Consider the following 22,148-nt stretch of genomic DNA (forward strand, 5'->3'; position numbering starts at 1 on the left):
CGATCGTGCACTGAAGCATAATGAATCCTCGTCTATCCATACGCGCGAGCGACGTACCAGACCATCGTCATGAGCGAAAACACGTCTTCCCCGGCCGGTCTGCCCGGCACCTTTTCCGCTTCTTCCGATTCCCCCCGTCCCGATCCGGCGAAAACGCCCGATGCGCCGGCAGCCCAGGCTGCCGCGCAGAACGTCGCCGCGGACGGCGCGTCGCCGGTCACGGCGGCATCCGAGCCCGGTGCGCCTGGCGCGGCGGCTGCCGCCGTCGATGGCGTTGCCGCTGCGGCGGCGCCGAAGCCTGGTGCGCCCCCGCCCGGTTTCGGCGCGCAGCCCGATTTCGATTCGCCGCGGCCGCCGCCCGCGAGTGCGCAGAATGTGCCGCCGGCCTACCTGAAGCAGAGCGATACGCCGTGGTCGGTGTTCGGCCGGATCGTCGCGGCCCGTGCGCGGCGGCTGTTCGACCGCGCGGGCCAGCGCATCACGCAGCGCACGCTGCGCATCGGCGTGTCGGCGCGGATCTTCCATCCGGAGCCCGGCGCGAAGGGGTTGCGCGGCAAGACGCTGCAGTATCTCGAGGAATCGATCGCCCACTGGGTGATGTCGCGCGACGTGCTCGTGTTCATGATTCCGACCGTCGGCCACCAGGGCATGATCCACCCGAGCAACATCCGCCTGCGCGACTACGCGAAGCATCTCGATGGCCTGTTGCTGCAGGGCGGCGCCGACGTGTCGCCGCAAACCTACGCGGCATCGGATGTGCGCCCCGAATGGCCGGGCGATCGCGTGCGCGACATGTACGAACTCGAGCTGCTGCATGAATTCGTCGAGTCCGGCAAACCCGTCCTCGGTGTGTGCCGCGGCTGCCAGCTGATCAACGTCGCGTTCGGCGGCTCGCTGTACCAGGACATCGCCACCGATGTGCCGACCGCGAATGCGCACGTGAGCGAGCATTACGACCAGCATCGTCACGCGATCCGCTTCCCGGATTCGTCGACGCTGGCGAGCATGTTCCCCGGGCGCAGCGAAGCGATCGTCAACTCGATCCATCACCAGGCGATCCGCGATCTTGGCCGTGACCTGAACATCGAGGCCGTGTCGGCCGGCGACGGGATCATCGAGGGCATCCGCCATCGCCGTTCGCCATTCGTCGTCGGCGTGCAATGGCACCCGGAGTTCCATCGTGCGGGCGGCTCGGAGCTGCTCGACTGCACGCCGCTGCTCGATGCATTCCTGCGCGCGGCGCGCGAAACGCGCCTGTAGCAAGCCGCCTGCTCCGCGTGGCGCGAGGGCCGGCCGCATCCCGATTAATTCGAGATGCGGCCGTTTCGTTTTGAACGATAATCGCGAGTCCCGATTCGTTCGCCGGAGTCTGACGTTGGCTTTCCGAAATTTTTCCCCTGCACGATGCGCGACGTGGATCGTTGCGCTGGCGGCCTGCGCGCAAGCGGGCGCGGCCTGGTCCGCCGACGCGACCGCCCCCGTCGCCGGTACGCGTCCGGCGGTGACGAGCCTGAGCGGTGGCACCGCGCCGGCAGCTGCGTCGGCTGACGCCGCCACGCAAGGCAACGTTGCCGAGCTGACGCAGATGCTGCGCGACGGCCGGATCGTCGAGATGCGTACCACGTACAACGGCAGTTACGGCGCGAGCCTGCTGTTCGATCCGCGCGAGATGACGTATTACGTCGCGCTGTTCCAGGACAAGAATCTGTGGCGCGTGATCCGCTCGCAGGAGAAGAGCCGCGCGGAGATGGTGTACGCGAACTTCGTCCAGCAGACCGTGCAGCTCGCCGATATCGAGATCCGCCGTACCGAACTGCAGGCGCAGAAAGCGTTTCTCGAACGCGTGATCGCGCTGCAGGCGAATCGTGCGCAGCAACTGCAGGCCGACCTGAGTGTCGCGCGCAGCCAGCAGGCCGAAGTCGCGCAGCGGCAGAAGTCGGCGCAGGAGCAGACGCAGGCGCTGCAGGTCGAGAAGCGCGCCGCGCAGTTGCAGTTGCGCGATCTGCAGGAGCAGGTGCGGCAACTCGAGAAGCAGACCGAGACGGGGCTGCCCGCGCACAAGTAACGAGGGGGCAGACGGACGGCAGAGACGAGCGAAACCCGGCGAAGCGAGCTTCGCCGGGTTTTTTATTGGGCGGCCGTCAGTGCGCGAACGCGTCCGGCATGTCGGTCATGCGGCGGTGCGACAGTTGCGACGTCCAGTCGAAACCGGCGGCGCTCGCGTGCGTTGCGCGGGCGGGCTCGGTGCCGCGCAGCGCGTTTGCCGTCGCGATCAGCGTGAGCGGATCGTCGAGCGTGTCGGTCGCAAGCGGCGGCGGAGCGTGCCGTTCGCGTGCCGGCAGGGTGACTGCAATGTGCTGGCGCGGCGGCCGTGCGGCGAGCCGCCTGACGGTCGGCGTTGCGGCCGAGGGCGGTGCCGGATGAGGATCGTTTGCCCGATGCGGCGATGCAGCGGCAGTGCGCTGCATGTCGGACGTTGCCTTCGGGGGAGGGGGCGCCGGACGACGTGCGACGCCGTGCGGGGCCGGCCGTGATTCGACCGTTTTCGTGACAGGTGTCGCCGCCGTGCGCGGCGGCGCAGCGTGCGTCGACGGGCCGGCCCGATCCGCGGCGGCGCGCACGGTGCCGGTGAGCGACGTAGCGTGATCCGGCGCGGTGCTCGCCATTGGAATCGTGAACACGGGCCCGAAACCTGCGGACGGTTCATGCGCGGCGATCAGCCAGCCGATGATGCCGAGCGCGCCGAGGGTCCAGCAGATGGCGTACATCGCGCGCCGGTCATGCGGGCCGCCGGCCGTATGCCGGAAGCGCCGGCCCGCAGCAGCCGGCGTAATGGGCGAACCTGCGGAAGCGGGCACCGGCGTCATCACGGGTAACGGCTGCCAGCGACACGCGCGATGCGGCCGGTCGACGTCGATACAGGATGTCGTCAGTGTCGCAAGGCAGTTCTTGCTGGGCCGCGCGCCGGGCGCGCCGCGAAACTTCCATTCGCGGCCGAACGGCGGCACGCGGTCGAGCGGGGCGACGCGAGGGCGGGCGAGCGCGCCTTCGACGGGAACGAGGGGCGATGGAGTCATGAGGGCGGTGCGCGGTGCGACACGGGTAACCGTGCCGGCGCGGCGCGGAAGTGTCGTCGCAAATCGTGACATTGTGGTCAGCCGGCGAAGGCCGGTCGATCTGATCAATCTGATTCTTGTGCCTGTTTCGGGCCGACTTGTACGAGGCGGATACCGCGACGGCAACGACCGTGCCGGTACAAGGCAAATGTCGGCTTCGCGTGGCATCATTCGCGAATCATGCCGGTGCACGCGTCGTTGTGCGATGCGCCGCCGGCGGGCAGCGATGCCCGTGCGCGCCGGCCCGGTGCGTCGCGCATCGCCGGGTCCATGCGGCGCGGATTCGCGCCATCCGAGCTGAGCGAGAAAAACATGTCCACAGCGTCACACGCCATCGCGCAGGAATCGAAAGTCCGCACCGTGTTCCGGGTCGTCAGCGGCAACTTCCTGGAAATGTACGACTTCATGGTCTACGGGTATTACGCGTCGGCCATCGCGAAAACCTATTTCCCGAGCGGCAACGCATTCGCGTCGTTGATGCTGTCGCTGTCGGTGTTCGGCGCGGGCTTCCTGATGCGGCCGGTCGGTGCGATCGTGCTCGGCGCGTACATCGACCATCACGGTCGTCGCAAGGGGCTGATCCTGACGCTCGGGCTGATGGCGATCGGCACGCTCGCGGTGGCCGCGATACCGGGCTACGCGACGATCGGCGTGCTCGCACCGGTGCTCGTGTTGCTCGGCCGGCTGCTGCAGGGTTTCTCGGCGGGCGTCGAACTCGGCGGCGTGTCGGTCTACCTGTCGGAGATCGCGACGAAGGGGCACAAGGGGTTCTATACGTCGTGGCAGTCGGGCAGCCAGCAGGTGGCCGTGGTGTTCGCCGCGCTCGTCGGCGTGCTGCTGAACCGCGCGCTGCCGGTCGAGGAGATGACGGCGTGGGGCTGGCGCATCCCGTTCCTGATCGGCTGCCTGATCGTGCCGTTCCTGTTCCTGATCCGCCGTTCGCTGAAGGAGACCGACGAATTCCTCGCGAAGCGTCATCGTCCGACGATGGGCGAGATCATGCGCTCGATGCTCGACAACTGGGGCGTCGTGGTCGCCGGCATGGGGATGGTGATCATGACGACGGTGTCGTTCTACATGATCACCGCGTATACGCCGACCTTCGGCAAGGAAGTGCTGCACCTGTCGTCGCTCGACGCGCTCGTCGTGACCGTCTGCGTCGGTATCTCGAACCTCGTGTGGCTGCCGCTGTCCGGCGCGCTGTCCGACCGCATCGGCCGCCGCCCGGTGCTGATCGCGTTCACCGTGCTGACGCTGTTGACGGCTTACCCGGCCGTGCTGTGGCTCGTCGGCGATCCGTCGTTCCTGCGGCTGCTCGCGGTCGAGCTGTGGCTGTCGTTCCTGTATGCGTCGTACAACGGCGCGATGGTCGTCGCGCTGACCGAAGTGATGCCGGCCGACGTGCGCACGGCCGGCTTCTCGCTTGCATACAGCCTTGCGACGACGATCGGCGGGTTCACGCCGGCGATCTCGACGCTGCTGATCCACCAGACGGGCAACAAGGCGGCGCCGGGGCTGTGGCTGAGCGTGGCCGCGGTCTGCGGGCTGATCGCGACGCTCGTGCTGTATCGCACGTCCGAGGCGCGCAACCAGTACAAGGCGGCCTGACGGGCGTCAGCCCGTTGCGCGGCGCTGGCCGTGCATCGCATCGACAAAGGGAGCGCCGTGCGCTCCCTTTTTTCATTTGCGTTCAGGCGTCGCGCAGCTTGCCGGCAACCTTGGCTGCCACGTCGAGCCATTCGCCGGCCGCGGGCTGGCGCGCGATCCTGGCCTGCGGATACCACGGGCAGTCGTCGCCGGTGAACCAGCGCCAGTCGGGCGCGAACGGCAGCATGACCCACAGCGGCTTGCCGAGCGCGCCCGCGAGGTGCGCGACAGCCGTGTCGATCGTGACGACGCCATCGAGCCGCTCGATCAGTGCGGCCGTGTCGGCAAAGTCGTTCAGCCGGCCGTCGAGGCGATGCACGCGCGGATGCGCGTCGACGCGTGCACGTTCGTCGTCGTCGAGGGCGGGCTGCAGCACGATCCAGTCGATGTCCGGCAGCGCGAGCAGCGGCGCGAGCGCGTCGAACGGCATCGAGCGATTTTCCTGCGCCTGCCGGCGCCCCGACCACGCCAGGCCGAACTTGCGCTTCGACTGTCCGCCGAGCGAGCCGCGAAAGCGCCGGCGGGCGCCGTCGGGCGCGTCGAGGTAGCGCGAGCCGCCGACGATGTCGTCCGGCTGAAGCCCGAGCAGGAACGGCAGGCTCATCAGCGTGCAGGCGACGTCCGCAGCCGGCGGCTTGGCGGCACCTTGCGCGACGAGCGTCACGCGCCAGCGCGACGCGGCCGGCGCCAGCAGCGCGACGAGTTCCGGCTGGACTTCGAGCACGACGTGCGCGCAGCGTGCGCGGGCCAGCGGCACGAAGCGGACGAACTGCAGCGTGTCGCCGAACCCCTGTTCCGCCCGGATCAGCAGCGTACGCGACGCAATCGGCTCGCCTTGCCAGCGCGGCAGCGTGCCGAGCGACGTCGCGCCCGGCGTCTCGTGGCGCGCTTCGTAGGCGGGCAGGCCGCGCGTGAAGTCGCCGAGCGTCAGCAGCGTGACCGCGCGGTGCAGCCGCGCGAGCGTGAGATCGGGGGCGACCCGCAGCGCCTGGTCGAACGCGCGCAGCGCCATCTCGTGTGCGCAGAGCGCGTGATGCGCGTTGCCGAGATTGAGCCATGCGAGGCCGAACGACGGATCGAGGCCGACGGCGCGCTCGTAATAGGGCAGTGCGTCGCGATGGCGTGCCTGCGCGCAGAGCGCGTTCGCCAGCCCGAACAGCGCGAGCGGAAACGGCGGGTGCAGCGCGAGCGCGGTTTCGAACGCGGCGGCCGCTTCGGCATGCCGGCCGACTGCTTCGAACGTGTTGCCGAGATTGAAGTGCGCGGCGACGAAGCGCGGCTGCGCGGCGATCGCGGCCTGGAAGTGCGTGATCGCGTCGTCGGCGCGGCCCATCGCGTTCAGCGCCATCGCGAGGTTGTTGTGCGCGCCCGCATGCCCGGGGCGCAGCTCGAGCGCACGGCCGAACGCGGCAAGCGCTTCGTCGTGGCGGCCGAGCGCGTTCAGCGCGTTGCCGAGATTGTTGTAGATCGATGCGTCGTCGGGCGTGAGCCGTAGCGCGCGGCCGAACGCATCGATCGCATCGTCGTGACGCTGCAGTGCCGCATACGCGTTGCCGAGGTTGTAGTGCGCGAGCGGAAATTCGGGCGCGAGCGTCAGCGCGTTGCGGAAGCGGTCGATTGCTTCGTCGAGGCGGCCGAGCGCTTTCAGCGCGTTGCCGAGATTGAGCTGCAGCGCGGCATCGCCCGGACGCAGCGCGACGGCGCGCCCGACGAGATCGGCTGCCTCGGCGTGCTGGCCCTGCTGGTGCCGCAGCACGCCGAACAGGTGCAGCGCGTCGGCGTCGGCGGGGTTGGAGGCGAGCGCGTTGCGATAGCCGTGCTCGGCCTCGGCGAGGCGGCCTGCGCGGTGTGCGGCGTACGCCCGGTCGAATGCGGAATCCATGACGCGAAAACTGACGGAAAGCAGGTATTTTCCCACACCGCGCGATGATGCCGCGCATCGGCCGGTCGGCATATGGCCCCGTCACGCGGAGCGGCGTAGACTTGCAGGATCGCGTGTCATCGAGGTTCGCATGGCTGACACACTGTCCGATATCCCGCCCGTGCTGATCGTCGGCGCGGGGCCGACCGGTCTTGCCGCGGCGATGAGCCTCGCGCGGGCCCGTGTGCCGGTGCGCATCATCGATCGCCTCGCGGCACCCGCGCCGCATTCGCGCGCGATCGGCATCCAGGCGCGCACGCTCGAGCTGCTGGAGCAGCATCGCGCGGTCGAACCGTTTCTCGCGCTCGGCCATCGCGCGCATGCGGCCGCACTGCACGCCGACGGCCGCGTGATCGCGCGGCTCGATTTCGATCCGCTGCAAACGCGCTATCCGTATCTGCTGTTTCTCGACCAGAGCATCACCGAGCGGCTGCTCGCCGAGCACCTGGCTGCGCTGGGCGTGACCGTCGAGCGCGGCGCGGTACTGGCCGCATGCGACGCAGGCGGCACATCGCTCGGCGTGACGATCCACCGCGCCGATGGCCGCGACGAGTCGTTCGCACCGTCATACCTGATTGCCGCCGACGGCGCGCACAGCACCGTCAGGCATCTGCTCGGTCTGGGCTTTACCGGGCATGCGTTCGAACAGACTTTCCTGCTGGCCGATTTCGCGGCGATACCCGACTGGCCGGATGAAGAGATCCACCTGTTCGCAACGCCCGAAGGCATGGCGGGCCTGTTTCCGATGGGCGACGGCCGTTACCGGCTCGTCGCCGACCGGCCGCCTGGCAGCGACGCGTCGCCCGACGCGCCGACGCCGTCGCTCGCGGAATGCGATGCAATCGTTCGTGCTCGCGTGGGCGTATCGATCTCGCCGAGCGATCTCGCGTGGTCGTCCTATTTCCACCTGCACAGCCGGATGGTCGACCGGCTGCGCCACGGCCGCGTGTTCTTCGCGGGCGACGCTGCGCACGTCCACAGCCCGGCCGGCGCGCAGGGCATGAACACCGGCATCCAGGAGGCGTTCAACCTGGGCTGGAAGCTCGCGCGCGTGCTCGGCGCGGGCACGCCCGAGCGGTTGCTCGACACGTATCACGCGGAGCGCCATCCGATCGAGCGCGATGTGTTGCGGCAGACCAGTTTCGTCACGCAGGTCGTCGAAGCCGAGCGCGGCGCGATGAAGCTGCTGCGCGATCATGTCGTGCCGCTGCTGGCGTCGTTCGGGCCGATGCGCGATGCGGTAAGGCGCACGGTCAGCGAGCTCGGCGTGCAGTACCGGAAGAGTCCGCTCACGCTGGAGCGCGTGCTCGACGGCGGTCCACGCGCAGGCGAGCGGGCGCCCGATGCACTCGTGCACGTGCTCGACGGGCCGCTCGGTCGCGCGCCCGGAACGGCGCGGCTATACGATCTTCACGATCCGGCGAGCTTCACGCTGTTGCTGCTGGAAGATCCGGTGAATGCCGCCACCGGCGAAGTGCCGCCGATGCCGGCCGATGCGCAGGCGCTCGTGCAGGGGCTCGAACGGGTCATGCCGGACGCGGTGCGCGTGTGGCGCGTCGCCGATGCCGAGGGCGACGGCGCCGCCGGGCTGGCGCAGGAATACGGCCGCTCGCGGCCGTCGTTCTATCTGCTGCGGCCCGACGGTTATGTTGCCGCGCGCGGGCGCACGGCAACCGACGCGAACGGGCTGCTGCGCCACTGCGAAAGCTGGTTCGCGGGCATGACGCAGTCCGCGTAGCGGCGCGATCAGGCGCTCGCGGCGGCGGGCACGAGCGATGCGCGGTAGGTGGCGATCGCGTCGCGCACGATCGGTGCCGCGCGTTGCGCGCCTTCGCCCGACGGATCGTCGAGCGCGGCGAGCAACGCGCGGCGCATCCGCGGTTCCCAGAAGCGCCGGATATGGTCGGCGATGCCGGCCAGCGCTTCGTCGCGATCGGGCATCGACTCGAAGAATGCGCCGATCTGGTTGGCCATGTCGATCAGGTGTTCGTGGTTCATCGCGGCCTCACTTGCCTGTCGTCACGGTATCGGGCGTGGCCGCGCGGCGCTCGAGCAGGTCGATCTGCTCCGCATTGAAGCGCGCGTACGCGCGTTGCCAGTCGGAAGGCTGCGCAACCGGCATCACCTGCACGGCCGTCACCTTGTACTCGGGGCAATTCGTCGCCCAGTCGGAGCTGTCGGTCGTGATCACGTTCGCGCCCGATTCGGGGAAGTGGAACGTCGTGTACACGACACCCGGCTGCATGCGCTCCGTCACGAGCGCGCGCAGCACCGTATGCCCGGCGCGCGATTCGATGCCGACCCAGTCGTCGCTCCGGATCCCGCGATCCTGCGCGTCGTGCGGATGGATCTCGAGGCGGTCCTCTTCGTGCCACCGGACGTTTTCCGTCCGGCGCGTCTGCGCGCCGACGTTGTATTGCGACAGGATGCGGCCCGTCGTCAGGATCAGCGGATAGCGCTGCGTGACCTTCTCCGGCGTCGGAATGAACTGGGTGATCACGAACCGGCCCTTGCCGCGCACGAACGCGTCGATGTGCATGGTCGGCGTGCCTTCCGGGGCGTGTTCGTTGCACGGCCACTGGATGCTGCCGAGTGCGTCGAGCTTCTCGTACGACACGCCCGAGAAGGTCGGCGTGAGCCGCGCGATCTCGTCCATGATTTCCGACGGATGCGTGTAGTGCATGTCGTAGCCGAGCGCCTGCGACAGCAGCAGCGTCACTTCCCAGTCCGCATAGCCCGCGAGCGGCGGCATCACCTTGCGCACGCGCGAGATGCGGCGCTCGGCGTTCGTGAACGTGCCGTCCTTCTCGAGGAACGTCGAGCCCGGCAGCAGCACATGTGCGTATTTCGCGGTCTCGTTCAGGAAGATGTCCTGCACGACGATGCATTCCATGGCCGACAGCGCGGCCGCCACGTGCTGCGTGTTCGGGTCCGACTGGACGATGTCCTCGCCCTGGCAGTAGAGCCCCTTGAAGCTGCCGTCGAGCGCCGCGTCGAACATGTTCGGGATGCGCAGCCCCGGTTCCGGTTGCAGCGTGGCCGACCACGCCTGCTCGAACTGCGTGCGTACGACCGCGTCGCCGATGTGCCGGTAGCCGGGCAGTTCGTGCGGGAACGAGCCCATGTCGCACGAACCCTGCACGTTGTTCTGGCCGCGCAGCGGATTGACGCCGACGCCTTCGCGGCCGAGGTTGCCGGTTGCCATCGCGAGGTTCGCGATGCCCATCACCGTCGTCGAGCCTTGCGCGTGTTCGGTGACGCCCAGCCCGTAATAGATCGCGGCATTGCCGCCCGTCGCATAGAGGCGTGCGGCTTCGCGCACGCGTTCGGCCGGCACGCCCGTCACGCCGGCGGTCGCCTCCGGAGAATTCTCTTCGCGCGACACGAATTCGCGCCATTGCTCGAATGCGCGCGTGTCGCAGCGCTCGGCGACGAACGCGTCGGCAACGAGCCCTTCGGTGACGATCACGTGCGCGAGCGCGTTGACGATCGCGACGTTGGTGCCGGGGCGCAGCTGCAGGTGGTGCGTGGCCTTCACGTGCGGGCCGTCGACGACGTCGATGCGGCGCGGGTCGATCACGATCAGCTTCGCGCCTTCGCGCACGCGGCGCTTCATCCGCGAGCCGAACACCGGGTGGCCGTCGGTCGGGTTCGCGCCCATCACGACGATCACGTCGGCCTGGCCGACCGATGCGAACGTCTGCGTGCCGGCCGATTCGCCGAGCGTCGTCTTGAGACCATAGCCGGTCGGCGAATGGCACACGCGTGCGCAGGTATCGACGTTGTTGTTGCCGAACGCGGCGCGCACGAGCTTCTGCACGAGATAGGTTTCCTCGTTCGTGCAGCGCGACGACGTGATGCCGCCGATCGAATCGCGGCCGTACTTCTGCTGCAGCTTGCGGAATTGCGTTGCCGCGTAGGTGAGCGCTTCGTCCCAGCTCACTTCGCGCCACGGGTCGGTGATCTTCTCGCGGATCATCGGCTTCGTGATGCGGTCCTTGTGCGTTGCATAGCCCCACGCGAAGCGTCCCTTCACGCACGCGTGGCCTTCATTCGCGAGGCCGTTCTTGTGCGGCGTCATGCGAACGACCTGGGTGCCCTTCATTTCTGCCTTGAACGAGCAGCCGACGCCGCAGTACGCGCAGGTCGTGACGACCGAGTGTTCGGCCTGCCCGAGCTGCACGACGGATTTTTCCTGCAGCGTGGCCGTCGGGCATGCGGCGACGCATGCGCCGCACGACACGCATTCCGACGCCATGAACGATTCGCTTTCGCCCGCGGCCACACGCGATTCGAAACCGCGCGCGGCGATCGTCAGCGCGAAGGTGCCCTGCGTTTCCTCGCATGCGCGCACGCAGCGATTGCAGACGATGCACTTCGACGGGTCGTACGTGAAGTACGGGTTCGATTCGTCCTTGCGGTCCTTCAGGTGATTCGCGCCGTCGAAGCCGTAGCGCACCTCGCGCAACCCGACGACGCCCGCCATGTCCTGCAGCTCGCAGTCGCCGTTGGCGGGGCAGGTGAGGCAGTCGAGCGGATGGTCGGAGATGTACAGCTCCATCACGTTGCGGCGCAGCGACTGCAGCCGGTCCGATTGCGTGCGCACCTTCATGCCGGCTTCGGCAGGTGTCGTGCACGACGCCGGATAACCGCGCCGGCCTTCGATCTCGACGAGGCACAGCCGGCACGAGCCGAACGGTTCGAGCGAATCGGTCGCGCAGAGCTTCGGGACATTGACGCCGGCCTCGATCGCCGCGCGCATCACCGACGTGCCGGCCGGCACCGTGACCGGCTGGCCGTCGATTTCGAGCGTGACGTCGGTATCGGCATGCCGTTGCGGCGTGCCGTAATCGGTATCGTCGAACGGGTCGCGGGCACGCGCCTGCGCGGCGCTCTTGCATGCGCATTGGCCTGAGCCGCAGCCGCCTTGGCGGACGTTGTTCGTGTCGAGGGACATGCAGGGCTCCTTCTGGGTCAGGCCGCGGCCTTGACCGGGCCCGACGCGGCATCCTTGCCGGCGAGCCCGAAATCTTCGGGGAAATGATCGAGCGCGGACAGCACCGGGTACGGCGTCATCCCGCCCATCGCGCACAGCGAACCGGCCAGCATCGTGTCGCACAGGTCGCGCAGCAGCGTGACCTGGCGCTCCGACGTATCGCCGTCGCGAATGCGTGCGATCGTCTCGACGCCGCGCGTCGAACCGATCCGGCACGGCGTGCACTTGCCGCACGATTCGATCGCGCAGAACTTCATCGCGTATTCGGCCAGCTCGGCGAGGTTCGACGTGTCGTCGTGCAGTACGATGCCGCCATGACCGACGACCGCGCCGATCGCCGTGTAAGCCTCGTAGTCGAGCGGCACGTCCCACTGATGGTCGGGCAGGTAGGTGCCGAGCGGGCCGCCGACCTGTGCGGCGCGAGCGGGCCGGCCGCTGGCCGTGCCGCCGCCGAAGTCGAACAGCAGCTCGCGCAGCGTGACGCCGAACGCAAGCTCGACGAGACCGCCGTGACGGATGTTGCCCGCGAGCTGGAACGGCAGCGTGCCGCGCGAGCGGCCCATCCCGTAGTCGCGATAGAACGCGGCGCCGCGCGCGAAGATCACGGGCGCCGTCGCGAGCGTGATCACGTTGTTGATGACGGTCGGCTGGCCAAACAGGCCCGCCAGCGCGGGCAGCGGCGGCTTCGCGCGCACGACGCCGCGCTTGCCTTCGAGCGATTCGAGCAGCGCCGTTTCCTCGCCGCATACATACGAGCCCGCGCCTTTCGCGACGTGCAGCTCGAATGCGTGCGCGGAGCCGAGCACGTGCTCGCCGAGCCAGCCGGCTTCACGCGCGCGGACGATCGCGGCTTCGAGCGTCGCGATCGCGTGCGGGTATTCGCTGCGCACGTAGATGTAGCCGATCGTCGCGCCCGTCGCGATGCCCGCGATGATCATCCCTTCGATCAGGCAGTACGGATCGCATTCCATGAGCAGGCGGTCGGAGAAGGTGCCCGAATCGCCTTCGTCCGCGTTGCAGACGATGTACTTCTGCGCGGCGCGCGCGTTCCGCACGGTGCGCCACTTGATGCCGGCCGGGAATGCCGCACCGCCGCGGCCGCGCAGCCCCGATTCGAGCAGCGTTTCGCACGCGGCATCGCCGTCGAGCGCGAGTGCGTTCTTCAGGCCGGCGAGGCCTTCGTGCTGCAGGTAATCGTCGATCGACAGCGGATCGGTCAGGCCGATGCGCGCGAACGTGAGCCGCTGCTGGCGCGCGAGATAGGGCAGTGCGTCGACGAGGCCGACGGCGCTCGGATGCGTGCCGCCTTCGAGCCAGCTGGCGTCGAACAGGGCCGGCACGTCGGCGGCCGACAGGTTCGCATAGCCCACGCGGCCCGCGGCCGTGCCGATCTCGACGAGCGGCTCGAGCCACAGCAATCCGCGCGAGCCGTTGCGGACCAGTTCGATCGCGACGCCGCGCCGTTCGGCTTCCGCGACGATCGCGGCGGCAAGCGCGTCGGCGCCGAGCGCCAGCGCGGACGAATCGCGCGGAACGTAGATGCGGGTCGTCATGCGGCCTCCGGCGTGTGGGCGACCGCGTCGGCGAGCAGCGCGTCGAATTTTTCCGGTGTGACTTTCGCGTGCAGCACGCCGTTGACCGTCAGCGACGGCGATTGCGCACACAGACCGAGGCAGTAGACCGATTCGAGCGCGACGGCGTCCGGCGCGTGTGCGGCCGCGGCCTCGTCGTGCGCCGCGTCGAACCGGCAGCCGGTGCGCGCTTCCGCGTGAGCGGCCAGCGTTTCGCAGCCCATGCTGCGGCACGCTTCGGCGCGACACATCTGGATCGTCACGCGCGCGGGCGGCGCAGTGCGGAAGTGGTGGTAATAGGTCAGTACGCCGTGCACTTCGGCACGCGACAGGTTCAACGCTTTGGCGAGCGGCGCGACGCAGCCCGGCGGCACGTAGCCCGCGTCGTCCTGGATCGCGTGCAGGATCGCGACGAGCGACCGGCCGGCGCGCGCATGGCGCTCGACGAGCGCGTCGGGCGCAGGGGAATTCGGGGACATCGGTTATGCTCCTCCAAAGTCTCATATGCGCTCGAAATTCATATAGTGCGCATCGCGACTTCGTTCTGATTGATTTTGACCAACGATAAGCGGAAGATTTGGCAGTCGCAATAGGAAATCGGAGTGCATAATTGATTCGAATCGAATGCGACGCGTATCTGACCGTACGCGACACGGAGGGCCGTTCGGCCAGCCTGTCAGACGTCGCGCCGCTGCTGGAGCTCGTGGCCGACACGGGCAGCATTGCGCAGGCGGCGCAAGCCAAGGGGCTGTCGTACCGGCACGCGTGGGGCATGCTGCGCGCGCTGGAGTCGTGCATCGGCGGTGAGCTGATCGAAACCGCGCGCGGCAAGGGTTCGACGTTGTCGGCGCTCGGGCAGGCCGTCGTCGATGCGCAGCGTCTCGCACGCAGCCGGCTCGACGGCAACTTGCGCACGCTGACGGCCGAGGTGGCGAGCGACCTGAACCGGCGTCTCGCGCAGCGCGACGGCGCCGTGCGAATCCACGCGTCGCACGGCTACGCGGTCGCGACGCTCGTCTCCGCGCTCGTCGATGCGCAGGCGGCCGTCGACATCAAGTATCGCGAGAGCGTCGAGGCCGTTCAGGCACTCGCCCGCGGCGAGTGCGACCTCGCCGGCTTCCATTTGCCGCGCGGCGCGTTTCGCGCGCAGTGTGCGCAGATCTACCGGCCCTGGCTCGACGACACGCGCCATGTGCTGATCCACCTGACGCGCCGCCAGCAGGGGCTGTTCGTCCCGCGCGGCAACCCGAAGCAGGTCAGCGGGCTTGCGGACCTCGCGCGCAACGACATCCGCTTCGTCAACCGGCAGCCGGGGTCGGGCACGCGCATGCTGCTGGATCTCGCGCTGCGCGCGATCGGCATCGATCCGGAGCGCATCGACGGCTACGCGTCGGCCGAGCTCACGCATTCGGCGATCGCGGCGTTCGTCGCGAGCGGGATGGCCGACCTCGGCTTCGGCGTCGAGCCGGCCGCCCATCATTTCGGGCTCGACTTCATCCCGGTCGTGGACGAAGACTATTACTTCGCATGCGAACGCGCGCGGCTCGATGCGCGGCCGCTTGCCGGCGTGCTGGCGCTGCTGCGTGACGCGCGCTTCGTCGAGCGCGTCGCGCATCTCGACGGTTACGATCCGGCCGCATGCGGCACGCTGACGAGCATCGCGACGGGATTGGCCGGCGGCGACGGCACGTACGCGCAGGACGGCAATTCGCGGTAACGGGGACGCGATCGAGCCGCGCTGCAACAGCAGGGGATTTGCGCTACGCTTGCCGCTTGATCAACGTTCCAACAAGCACGCCGTTCAGGCGTCATTCCGCCATGAAATTTTCCGTTCCCCTCGCCGCGGCAGCGTTGACCGCGGGGCTGTTGGTCGTCGCTTCGCCGTTTGCGTTTGCGCAGAATTCCCCGGGCGTGCCCGGCGGCATCCTGAGCGAACAGTTTCGCCTGAACGAGCATCCGCAGATGCCGTTCGCGGCGTCGGCGCCGTCGCAGAAATACCAGGGCAGCAAGAAGTCGGCGTTGCGCCGCAAGGGCGACCTGGGCGACCCGAACGGCTGCAACCTGAAGTGCCCGATGGATACCCGGTAAGGCTCTGACTGGCGTATTCGTGCCGGGACGGGGCGGGCGTGCTTGTGCACAACGACCCGATCGCCTGACCGACGGCTGTACGCGTTCCGTTCCGAACCTGGCTGTGATCGAGCCCCGCGAAGCGTTGCTGCTTCGCGGGGCTCGTGCTTTTCGGCAGGCCCGCACGCAACGCGGCGCCATGTGAAGCCGCCGTTTTCACGCGTTGCCGCTTCGCCAGCCAATCTAGGGTTAACCCGTAATTCAGGAAGGATGTCTTCCAGAAACCTGCCTTATTCTTAAGCATCCGCCTACATAAACTTCGGGTTGTCAGCGATGAACAAGGTGTTCACCGCGAACACAGACAAATCTGGAGGTAGGTCATCATGAAGTCGCTCGTTCAAGCTGTTGTCGTTGCCGCTGCTCTCGTTGCCCCGGTCGTGTCGTTCGCCCAGTCGGGCTCGACGATCACCCGCGCGCAGGTCCGTGCCGAACTGGTCCAGCTCCAGCAGGCCGGTTACAACTCCGCCCGCGGCGAAGATCCGCACTACCCGGAAGCGATCCAGGCAGCGACGGCCCGTGTTGCAGAGCAGCAGCGTGCACTGGCGCAGGCGCAAGGTGCCGACGCCAGCGGCTACGGTGCGCAGGCACAGGGCGCATCCGCATCGGGTTCGCGTGCAATGGGCGTGCGCCCGGCCAGTGCTGAAGAAATGAAGTCGCTGTATCGCGGCAGCTAAGCTGCACGTCGCCCGATCTGCACGAGCATGGGGGCGGCGATGCGCTGCGCCCGAAGCCGGGGCAACCGGGCTGGCCGCTGCCCGGTGCAACCGATGACTGCGCGGGCGCGGCAGAACACCTGTCACCTCCTGCCGCCGGAGCACCGGTGGCATTCCGCCCGGCCGCCCGTCCGTGGTCGGGCGCTTTTTCGGCAGGAGAGGGATGCATGCGTGTCGCCGGCAACAAAAAACCCCGCAGACTTGCGTCATGCGGGGTTCGTGCGGCGAACGCGGAATTTGGTGGAGGCGGCGGGAATCGAACCCGCGTCCAGAAGCGCTCCACGACTAGTTCTACATGTTTAGTCCAGTCTTTTGATTTAACCGCAGCGACGCGGACGAACACGCTGCACTACGGCGATTCGCTAGATTTTCGACCCTGGCGTCGCGACGCCGACAGAGCTTAACTGACGTAAATGACCTCTGGCGGTATTGCTACCGGTCTTGCGACACTAGCCCGTCAGTGAACTAGGCAGAGGACGGCGGCCGTTAGGCTGCCAGTGCGAACGTATCGTCGTTTGCAGTTACGATTTTCCCATTGATTAACGAGGTGACGGGTCCTCGACATGCCCTAGCCGCTTCACAACCCCTGTCGAAACCAGGTCGCCCCCGCGGATAAGATCTAGCATTATAGCCCAACATCGCGCAGCAGTTCGCGCAGTTCCTGCGTCGTGTCGACGAGATGCTGCGCCTGCCAGTCGGCCGGCGCAACGCCGTCGCCGCAATAGCCGTACGCGGCTGCGACCGTCGCCATGCCGGCCGCGCTGCCGGCCTGAATGTCGCGCAGGTCGTCGCCGACGTAGACGATGCGCGCGGGGGCGAGCGTCAGCTGGTCGGCCGCATGCAGCAGCGGGGCCGGGTGCGGCTTCGGGTGCGGCGTCGTGTCGCCCCCGACCACGCAGGCGGCGCGCGGGGCGAGGCCGAGCAGCTCGACGAGCGGCGCCGTGAGGCGCATCGCCTTGTTCGTGACGATGCCCCAGCGCACGCCGCGCGCATCGAGTTCGTCGAGCACGTCGCCGATGCCGGGAAACAGCGTCGTATGTACGCAGAGGTCCGTCGCGTAGTTGGTCAGGAACTCGTCGCGCATCGCGTCGTAGCCGGGCGTGTTCGGATCGATGCCGAACGCGCCGCCGAGCAGGCCGCGCGCGCCGGCCGAGGCCAGCGGGCGCAACACGTCGAGCGACGTTTCGGGCAGCCCGCGATCGCGCTGCATCCTGTTGACGGCCGCCGCGAGATCGGGCGCCGTGTCGGCGAGCGTGCCGTCGAGGTCGAACAGCACGGCATCGCAGTGCAGCAGGCGCGGTTCGTCTGCTACCCGCGCGGTCGAAAGGGGAGTCGTCATGCCGGTCGGGGGGTCACGCGCCGCGGCGGCACGCGATGAGGTAGTTGATGTCGGTGTCGTTCGACAGCGCGAAGCGCTTGCCGATCGGATGATACGTGATGCCCTTGATCTCCACGATGTGCAGATCCGTCGCGCGCACGAAGCCGGCCAGTTCCGACGGGCGGATGAAACGCGCATAGTCGTGCGTGCCCTTCGGCAGCATCTGCGCGATGTACTCCGCGCCGATCACCGCGAACAGGTAGGACTTCAGGTTGCGGTTCAGCGTCGAGAAGAACACCCAGCCGCCCGGTTTCACGAGCGTCGCGCACGCGGCGACGACATCGCCGGGCGACGGCACGTGCTCGAGCATCTCCATGCACGTGACGACGTCGTAGGTGCCCGGTTCGCGCGCGGCGATCGCTTCGGCGGCGATGGCCTCATAGTCGACCGAGATGCCGCTTTCGAGGCTGTGCAGGTCGGCGACGCCGAGCGCTTCGGTCGACAGGTCGATGCCCTTCACCTGGGCGCCGAGCCCGGCCATCGATTCGGACAGGATGCCGCCGCCGCAGCCGATGTCGAGTGCACGCTTGCCGGCCAGGTGTGCGTGCGCATCGATCCAGCCGAGCCGGACCGGGTTCAGGTCGTGCAGCGGCTTGAATTCGGCATTCGGATCCCACCACCGGTGGGCGAGGTCGCTGAATTTCTGGAGTTCGTGCGGATCGGCGTTGGTCATGTCGGCAAACGGGCTACGGGAGGAGGGCAGTGCTGCGGTTCGTCAGACCCGAGTATATAAGAAGCGGACGAGCGGCGAAGCGACGAGCGCCCGGACGGGCGTCAAAGAAAAAGCCCCGCCGGAGCGGGGCTTTGAAGCAGTCGAAAACCGCGGCTTAGTTTGCCGGAACGGTCGTCTTCTGCACTTGCTGCGTACCCACCACTTCGACTTCCACGCGGCGATCCGGTGCGAGGCAGGCGATGAGTTGCTTGCGGTTCTTCTGGTTGCAGCCAGTCGTAACCGGGTTGCGCTTGCCCTTGCCTTCCGTGTAGATCTTGTTGGCCGGCACACCCTTGCTGACCAGGTACGACTTCACGGCTTGCGCACGGCGCAGCGACAGACGGTCGTTGTACTTGTCCGAACCGATGCGGTCCGTGTAGCCCGTTGCGACGACCACTTCCGTGTTCATGCCTTCGATCTTCGAAGCCAGTTCGTCCAGCTTTTGCTTGCCCAGCGGCTTGAGCGTTGCCTTGTCGAAGTCGAACAGTGCGTCAGCTTGATACGTGATCTTCTGGCTCGTGATGGCCGGAGCAACCGGAGCGACCGGCGGCTGCGGTGCCTGGGCGACCAGTGCGCCATCGCACTTCGCGTTGGCGGTGGCCGGCGTCCAGAACGCATCGCGCCAGCAGAGCTCGTTCGTGCCGTTCATCCACACCCATTCGCCCGTGCCGTTCACCCAGTTGTCATTGACGGCTTGACGCGACGCCGGCACCGACTGTGCCGAAGCGGATGCAGCCATAACTGCGGTAGCTGCAATGAACGCGAGCTTTGAAAGTTTATTCATATTTCTCCTCTCGAAATTGAGATTACCGCAGGTTTACTGCGAGCCTGTTGACGGTGACAAGTCATACATTGCTCGAAGTATAACATTGGTGCGGCACAAAAAACGCGGCGCGCTCCTGTGTAGACTTCGAGCAGCGTCTAACTTTCAGTGCGTTGGCATTTTGCCATATCGTTCCCTTCCTACGAAAAAAAATCCTCCCCACCCTAAGATCGCTCCAACTTTGTGGTGCATGCGCAACACCGGCCTGCCGCAACTTTTAGAGATTGTCAAGAGTGTGTCGGCGAAATTGCGCGGGTGTGTGCATTTGTTTACTCGTGCGCGTGAAACAAACTGCTCGTGAGCGTGAAACAAACCGGATGCGATTGGCTGCGACGTCGCGTCGCGCGGGATTTGGGCCAATTCGCCGTCGCCGCGATTTTTGCTATTTATATATAGAGGGGGAGGCGAATTGGCGGCTGATGGGCGCATGTTAGAATCTCGCGTTGCGTTGCGCATGCAGCGCCCACGCGAAAGGCGTTCGCCGTCTTCGCTCCGAAACGATACGGATACATGGATCAATTCGCCAAAGAGACCCTGCCCACCTCCCTAGAGGAGGAAATGCGCCGTTCGTATCTCGATTACGCGATGAGCGTGATCGTCGGACGTGCCCTCCCGGATGTCCGCGATGGCCTGAAGCCCGTGCACCGGCGCGTATTGTTCGCGATGCACGAACTGAACAACGACTGGAACCGCGCGTACAAGAAGTCGGCGCGTATCGTCGGTGACGTGATCGGTAAGTACCACCCTCACGGTGACACCGCGGTCTACGACACGATCGTGCGGATGGCGCAGGATTTCTCGCTGCGCTACATGCTGATCGACGGGCAGGGCAACTTCGGCTCGATCGACGGCGACAATGCCGCGGCGATGCGTTACACCGAAATTCGCATGGCGAAGATCGGTCACGAGCTGCTCGCCGACATCGACAAGGAAACGGTCGATTTCGAGCCGAACTACGACGGCAACGAAACGCAGCCGTCGGTCCTGCCGTCGCGCATCCCGAACCTGCTGATCAACGGCTCGTCGGGTATCGCCGTCGGGATGGCGACCAACATCCCGCCGCACAACCTGAACGAAGTCGTCGACGCGTGCCAGCACCTGCTGGGCAACCCGGAAGCGACGATCGACGAGCTGATCGAGATCATCCCGGCGCCGGACTTCCCGACGGCCGGCATCATCTACGGCGTCGCCGGTGTGCGCGACGGCTACCGCACCGGGCGCGGGCGCGTCGTGATGCGCGCGGCCACGCACTTCGAGGAGATCGACCGCGGCCAGCGGATGGCGATCATCGTCGACGAGCTGCCGTACCAGGTGAACAAGCGCTCGCTGCTCGAGCGGATCGCCGAACTCGTCAACGAGAAGAAGCTCGAGGGCATCTCCGACATCCGCGACGAGTCCGACAAGAGCGGCATGCGTGTCGTGATCGAGCTCAAGCGCGGCGAAGTGCCGGAAGTGGTGCTGAACAACCTGTACAAGGCGACGCAGCTCCAGGACACGTTCGGCATGAACATGGTCGCGCTCGTCGACGGCCAGCCGAAGCTGCTGAACCTGAAGGAAATCCTGCAGTGCTTCCTGTCGCACCGACGCGAAGTGCTGACGCGCCGCACGATCTACGAACTGCGCAAGGCCCGCGAACGCGGCCACGTGCTCGAAGGTCTCGCGGTCGCGCTCGCGAACATCGACGAGTTCATCGCGATCATCAAGGCCGCGCCGACGCCGCCGATCGCGAAGCAGGAGTTGATGGCGAAGCCGTGGGATTCGTCGCTCGTGCGCGAGATGCTGACGCGCGCCGAAGCCGAGAATGCATCGGCAGGCGGCCGCTCCGCGTATCGTCCGGAAGGCCTGAACGCGGCGTTCGGCATGCAGAACGACGGGCTGTACCGCCTGTCCGACACGCAGGCCCAGGAAATCCTGCAGATGCGCCTGCAGCGCCTGACCGGCCTCGAGCAGGACAAGATCATCGGCGAGTACCGCGAAGTGATGGCCCAGATCGCCGACCTGCTGGACATCCTCGCGCGCCCCGAGCGGATCACGACGATGATCGGCGAGGAGCTGACCTCGGTGAAGGCCGAATTCGGCGACGCGCGCCGCTCGAAGATCGAACTGAACGCGACCGAGCTGAACACCGAGGATCTGATCACGCCGCAGGACATGGTCGTCACGATGTCGCATGCGGGCTACGTGAAGTCGCAGCCGCTGTCCGAGTACCGCGCGCAGAAGCGCGGCGGCCGCGGCAAGCAGGCGACGCAGATGAAGGAAGACGACTGGATCGAGACGCTGTTCATCGCGAACACGCACGACTACATCCTGTGCTTCTCGAACCGCGGCCGCGTGTACTGGGTCAAGGTCTATGAAGTGCCGCAGGGTTCGCGCAACTCGCGCGGCCGCCCGATCGTCAACATGTTCCCGCTGCAGGAAGGCGAGAAGATCAACGTCGTGCTGCCGGTCAAGGAATTCTCGGCCGACAAGTTCATCTTCATGGCGACGTCGCTCGGCACCGTGAAGAAGACGCCGCTCGAAGCATTCAGCCGTCCGATGAAGAAGGGCATCATCGCGGTCGGCCTCGACGACGGCGACTACCTGATCGGTGCGTCGATCACCGACGGCGCGCACGACGTGATGCTGTTCTCCGACGCCGGCAAGGCCGTGCGCTTCGACGAGAACGACGTGCGTCCGATGGGGCGCGAGGCGCGAGGCGTGCGCGGCATGCAGCTCGAGGACGGGCAGCAGGTCATCGCGATGCTGGTTGCCGGCAGCGAGGAGCAGACCGTGCTCACCGCAACCGAGAACGGCTACGGCAAGCGCACGCCGATCACCGAATACACGCGTCACGGCCGTGGCACGAAGGGCATGATCGCGATCCAGACGTCCGAGCGTAACGGCAAGGTGGTGGCCGCGACGCTCGTCGACGCCGAGGATCAGATCATGCTGATCACGACGGCCGGCGTGTTGATTCGCACCCGTGTATCGGAGATTCGCGAGATGGGGCGGGCTACGCAAGGTGTTACACTCATCAGTCTCGATGAGGGTACCAAGCTCTCCGGCCTGCAGCAGATCGCGGAGGCTGAAGAGGGCGATGGCGAGGCCGACGAGGCGTCGGACGGCGAAGCCTGAAGAACGGATGAGACTCTAGCCGCCGCGGGC

Annotated in this window: 18 protein-coding genes and 1 other RNA gene; 8 read left to right on the forward strand and 11 right to left on the reverse strand. The window is 67.2% G+C overall.

Features of this window, described 5'->3' with window-relative positions; all coding sequences use genetic code 11:
- The first annotated feature begins 69 nt into the window (after window positions 1–69).
- Both ACWMMN_RS05140 and ACWMMN_RS05145 read left to right on the forward strand, forming a co-directional pair.
- A complete protein-coding gene (locus tag ACWMMN_RS05140) occupies window positions 70–1,260 on the forward strand; it encodes a gamma-glutamyl-gamma-aminobutyrate hydrolase family protein (protein ID WP_059235529.1) in 1,191 nt (396 codons plus the stop codon).
- Window positions 1,261–1,375: 115 nt separating this feature from the next.
- On the forward strand, window positions 1,376–2,065 hold the full coding sequence (locus ACWMMN_RS05145) for a DUF2968 domain-containing protein (protein ID WP_059235527.1): 690 nt from the start codon (window positions 1,376–1,378) through the stop codon (window positions 2,063–2,065).
- A gap of 76 nt (window positions 2,066–2,141) precedes the next feature.
- On the opposite strand, the gene ACWMMN_RS05150 is transcribed toward ACWMMN_RS05145, so the two are convergent.
- On the reverse strand, window positions 2,142–3,077 hold the full coding sequence (locus tag ACWMMN_RS05150; protein ID WP_486423061.1) for a hypothetical protein: 936 nt from the start codon (window positions 3,075–3,077) through the stop codon (window positions 2,142–2,144).
- Between the two features lie 206 nt (window positions 3,078–3,283).
- Window positions 3,284–3,430 (reverse strand): hypothetical protein, encoded by a 147-nt coding sequence (locus tag ACWMMN_RS05155; RefSeq protein WP_155627165.1) that lies wholly within the window; start codon window positions 3,428–3,430, stop codon window positions 3,284–3,286.
- Here ACWMMN_RS05155 and tcuC point away from each other — a divergent pair.
- Window positions 3,429–4,724: an MFS transporter gene (tcuC, locus tag ACWMMN_RS05160; RefSeq protein ID WP_059235522.1), complete on the forward strand. Its 1,296-nt coding sequence runs from the start codon at window positions 3,429–3,431 to the stop codon at window positions 4,722–4,724. The two genes, ACWMMN_RS05155 and tcuC, sit on opposite strands and share 2 nt — an antisense overlap.
- Before the next feature lie 82 nt (window positions 4,725–4,806).
- On the opposite strand, the gene ACWMMN_RS05165 is transcribed toward tcuC, so the two are convergent.
- On the reverse strand, window positions 4,807–6,645 hold the full coding sequence (locus ACWMMN_RS05165; RefSeq protein ID WP_422674301.1) for a tetratricopeptide repeat protein: 1,839 nt from the start codon (window positions 6,643–6,645) through the stop codon (window positions 4,807–4,809).
- 130 nt (window positions 6,646–6,775) lie between these two features.
- On the opposite strand from ACWMMN_RS05165, the gene ACWMMN_RS05170 reads away from it, so the two are divergent.
- Window positions 6,776–8,422: an FAD-dependent monooxygenase gene (locus ACWMMN_RS05170; RefSeq protein ID WP_059235519.1), complete on the forward strand. Its 1,647-nt coding sequence runs from the start codon at window positions 6,776–6,778 to the stop codon at window positions 8,420–8,422.
- Window positions 8,423–8,430: 8 nt separating this feature from the next.
- Here ACWMMN_RS05170 and ACWMMN_RS05175 read toward each other — a convergent pair whose 3' ends face one another.
- The 4 genes from ACWMMN_RS05175 to ACWMMN_RS05190 are packed head-to-tail and all read right to left on the reverse strand — an operon-like array spanning window position 8,431 to window position 13,730.
- Window positions 8,431–8,682: a formate dehydrogenase subunit delta gene (locus ACWMMN_RS05175; protein ID WP_059235517.1), complete on the reverse strand. Its 252-nt coding sequence runs from the start codon at window positions 8,680–8,682 to the stop codon at window positions 8,431–8,433.
- Between the two features lie 7 nt (window positions 8,683–8,689).
- Window positions 8,690–11,641 carry a formate dehydrogenase subunit alpha gene (fdhF, locus tag ACWMMN_RS05180; protein ID WP_059235514.1) on the reverse strand — a complete coding sequence of 984 codons (2,952 nt, stop codon included), beginning with the start codon at window positions 11,639–11,641 and terminating at the stop codon, window positions 8,690–8,692.
- A gap of 17 nt (window positions 11,642–11,658) precedes the next feature.
- Window positions 11,659–13,233, reverse strand: coding sequence for a formate dehydrogenase beta subunit (locus tag ACWMMN_RS05185; protein ID WP_340623904.1), 1,575 nt, complete (start codon window positions 13,231–13,233; stop codon window positions 11,659–11,661).
- Window positions 13,230–13,730, reverse strand: coding sequence for an NAD(P)H-dependent oxidoreductase subunit E (locus ACWMMN_RS05190; protein WP_059235511.1), 501 nt, complete (start codon window positions 13,728–13,730; stop codon window positions 13,230–13,232). Before ACWMMN_RS05190 ends, ACWMMN_RS05185 begins: the two co-directional genes overlap by 4 nt.
- A 131-nt stretch (window positions 13,731–13,861) precedes the next feature.
- Here ACWMMN_RS05190 and ACWMMN_RS05195 point away from each other — a divergent pair, with 131 nt between their 5' ends.
- From ACWMMN_RS05195 to ACWMMN_RS05205, 3 genes are all read left to right on the forward strand, one after another.
- On the forward strand, window positions 13,862–14,968 hold the full coding sequence (locus ACWMMN_RS05195) for a substrate-binding domain-containing protein (protein ID WP_486423062.1): 1,107 nt from the start codon (window positions 13,862–13,864) through the stop codon (window positions 14,966–14,968).
- A 101-nt stretch (window positions 14,969–15,069) separates the two neighbouring features.
- A complete protein-coding gene (locus ACWMMN_RS05200) occupies window positions 15,070–15,339 on the forward strand; it encodes a hypothetical protein (RefSeq protein WP_059235507.1) in 270 nt (89 codons plus the stop codon).
- Between the two features lie 362 nt (window positions 15,340–15,701).
- Window positions 15,702–16,052, forward strand: a complete 351-nt coding sequence (locus ACWMMN_RS05205; RefSeq protein WP_059235505.1) for a DUF4148 domain-containing protein — start codon at window positions 15,702–15,704, stop codon at window positions 16,050–16,052.
- A 277-nt stretch (window positions 16,053–16,329) separates the two neighbouring features.
- Here ACWMMN_RS05205 and ssrA read toward each other — a convergent pair.
- The 4 genes from ssrA to ompA form a co-directional block, all read right to left on the reverse strand.
- Window positions 16,330–16,699, reverse strand: a transfer-messenger RNA (tmRNA) gene (gene ssrA / locus ACWMMN_RS05210).
- Window positions 16,700–16,716: 17 nt separating this feature from the next.
- Window positions 16,717–17,430 carry a phosphoglycolate phosphatase gene (gene gph, locus ACWMMN_RS05215; protein WP_059235503.1) on the reverse strand — a complete coding sequence of 238 codons (714 nt, stop codon included), beginning with the start codon at window positions 17,428–17,430 and terminating at the stop codon, window positions 16,717–16,719.
- A gap of 13 nt (window positions 17,431–17,443) precedes the next feature.
- Window positions 17,444–18,142: a bifunctional 2-polyprenyl-6-hydroxyphenol methylase/3-demethylubiquinol 3-O-methyltransferase UbiG gene (ubiG, locus tag ACWMMN_RS05220; protein WP_059235501.1), complete on the reverse strand. Its 699-nt coding sequence runs from the start codon at window positions 18,140–18,142 to the stop codon at window positions 17,444–17,446.
- Between the two features lie 154 nt (window positions 18,143–18,296).
- The gene (gene ompA, locus ACWMMN_RS05225) at window positions 18,297–18,965 is read right to left on the reverse strand and encodes an outer membrane protein OmpA (protein ID WP_006476579.1); all 669 of its coding nucleotides are present in this window, start codon (window positions 18,963–18,965) and stop codon (window positions 18,297–18,299) included.
- A 549-nt stretch (window positions 18,966–19,514) separates the two neighbouring features.
- Between ompA and gyrA the strand changes: the two genes are divergently transcribed.
- Entirely contained in the window at window positions 19,515–22,118 is a 2,604-nt protein-coding gene (gyrA, locus tag ACWMMN_RS05230; protein WP_059235499.1) for a DNA gyrase subunit A, read from the forward strand.
- The last annotated feature ends 30 nt before the right edge of the window (window positions 22,119–22,148 follow it).

The organism is Burkholderia cepacia complex sp. TUM26381 (assembly GCF_057439935.1).

Coding starts and splice junctions, on each gene's coding strand:
- ACWMMN_RS05150 (WP_486423061.1), bottom strand. CDS start 3,077: ATGACTCCATCGCCCCTCGTTCCCGTCGAAGGCGCGCTCGCCCGCCCT.
- ACWMMN_RS05205 (WP_059235505.1), top strand. CDS start 15,702: ATGAAGTCGCTCGTTCAAGCTGTTGTCGTTGCCGCTGCTCTCGTTGCC.
- ubiG (WP_059235501.1), bottom strand. CDS start 18,142: ATGACCAACGCCGATCCGCACGAACTCCAGAAATTCAGCGACCTCGCC.
- ompA (WP_006476579.1), bottom strand. CDS start 18,965: ATGAATAAACTTTCAAAGCTCGCGTTCATTGCAGCTACCGCAGTTATG.
- ACWMMN_RS05190 (WP_059235511.1), bottom strand. CDS start 13,730: ATGTCCCCGAATTCCCCTGCGCCCGACGCGCTCGTCGAGCGCCATGCG.
- ACWMMN_RS05155 (WP_155627165.1), bottom strand. CDS start 3,430: ATGTTTTTCTCGCTCAGCTCGGATGGCGCGAATCCGCGCCGCATGGAC.
- ACWMMN_RS05140 (WP_059235529.1), top strand. CDS start 70: ATGAGCGAAAACACGTCTTCCCCGGCCGGTCTGCCCGGCACCTTTTCC.
- ACWMMN_RS05165 (WP_422674301.1), bottom strand. CDS start 6,645: ATGGATTCCGCATTCGACCGGGCGTACGCCGCACACCGCGCAGGCCGC.
- tcuC (WP_059235522.1), top strand. CDS start 3,429: ATGTCCACAGCGTCACACGCCATCGCGCAGGAATCGAAAGTCCGCACC.
- ACWMMN_RS05185 (WP_340623904.1), bottom strand. CDS start 13,233: ATGACGACCCGCATCTACGTTCCGCGCGATTCGTCCGCGCTGGCGCTC.
- gph (WP_059235503.1), bottom strand. CDS start 17,430: ATGACGACTCCCCTTTCGACCGCGCGGGTAGCAGACGAACCGCGCCTG.
- ACWMMN_RS05170 (WP_059235519.1), top strand. CDS start 6,776: ATGGCTGACACACTGTCCGATATCCCGCCCGTGCTGATCGTCGGCGCG.
- fdhF (WP_059235514.1), bottom strand. CDS start 11,641: ATGTCCCTCGACACGAACAACGTCCGCCAAGGCGGCTGCGGCTCAGGC.
- gyrA (WP_059235499.1), top strand. CDS start 19,515: ATGGATCAATTCGCCAAAGAGACCCTGCCCACCTCCCTAGAGGAGGAA.
- ACWMMN_RS05200 (WP_059235507.1), top strand. CDS start 15,070: ATGAAATTTTCCGTTCCCCTCGCCGCGGCAGCGTTGACCGCGGGGCTG.
- ACWMMN_RS05175 (WP_059235517.1), bottom strand. CDS start 8,682: ATGAACCACGAACACCTGATCGACATGGCCAACCAGATCGGCGCATTC.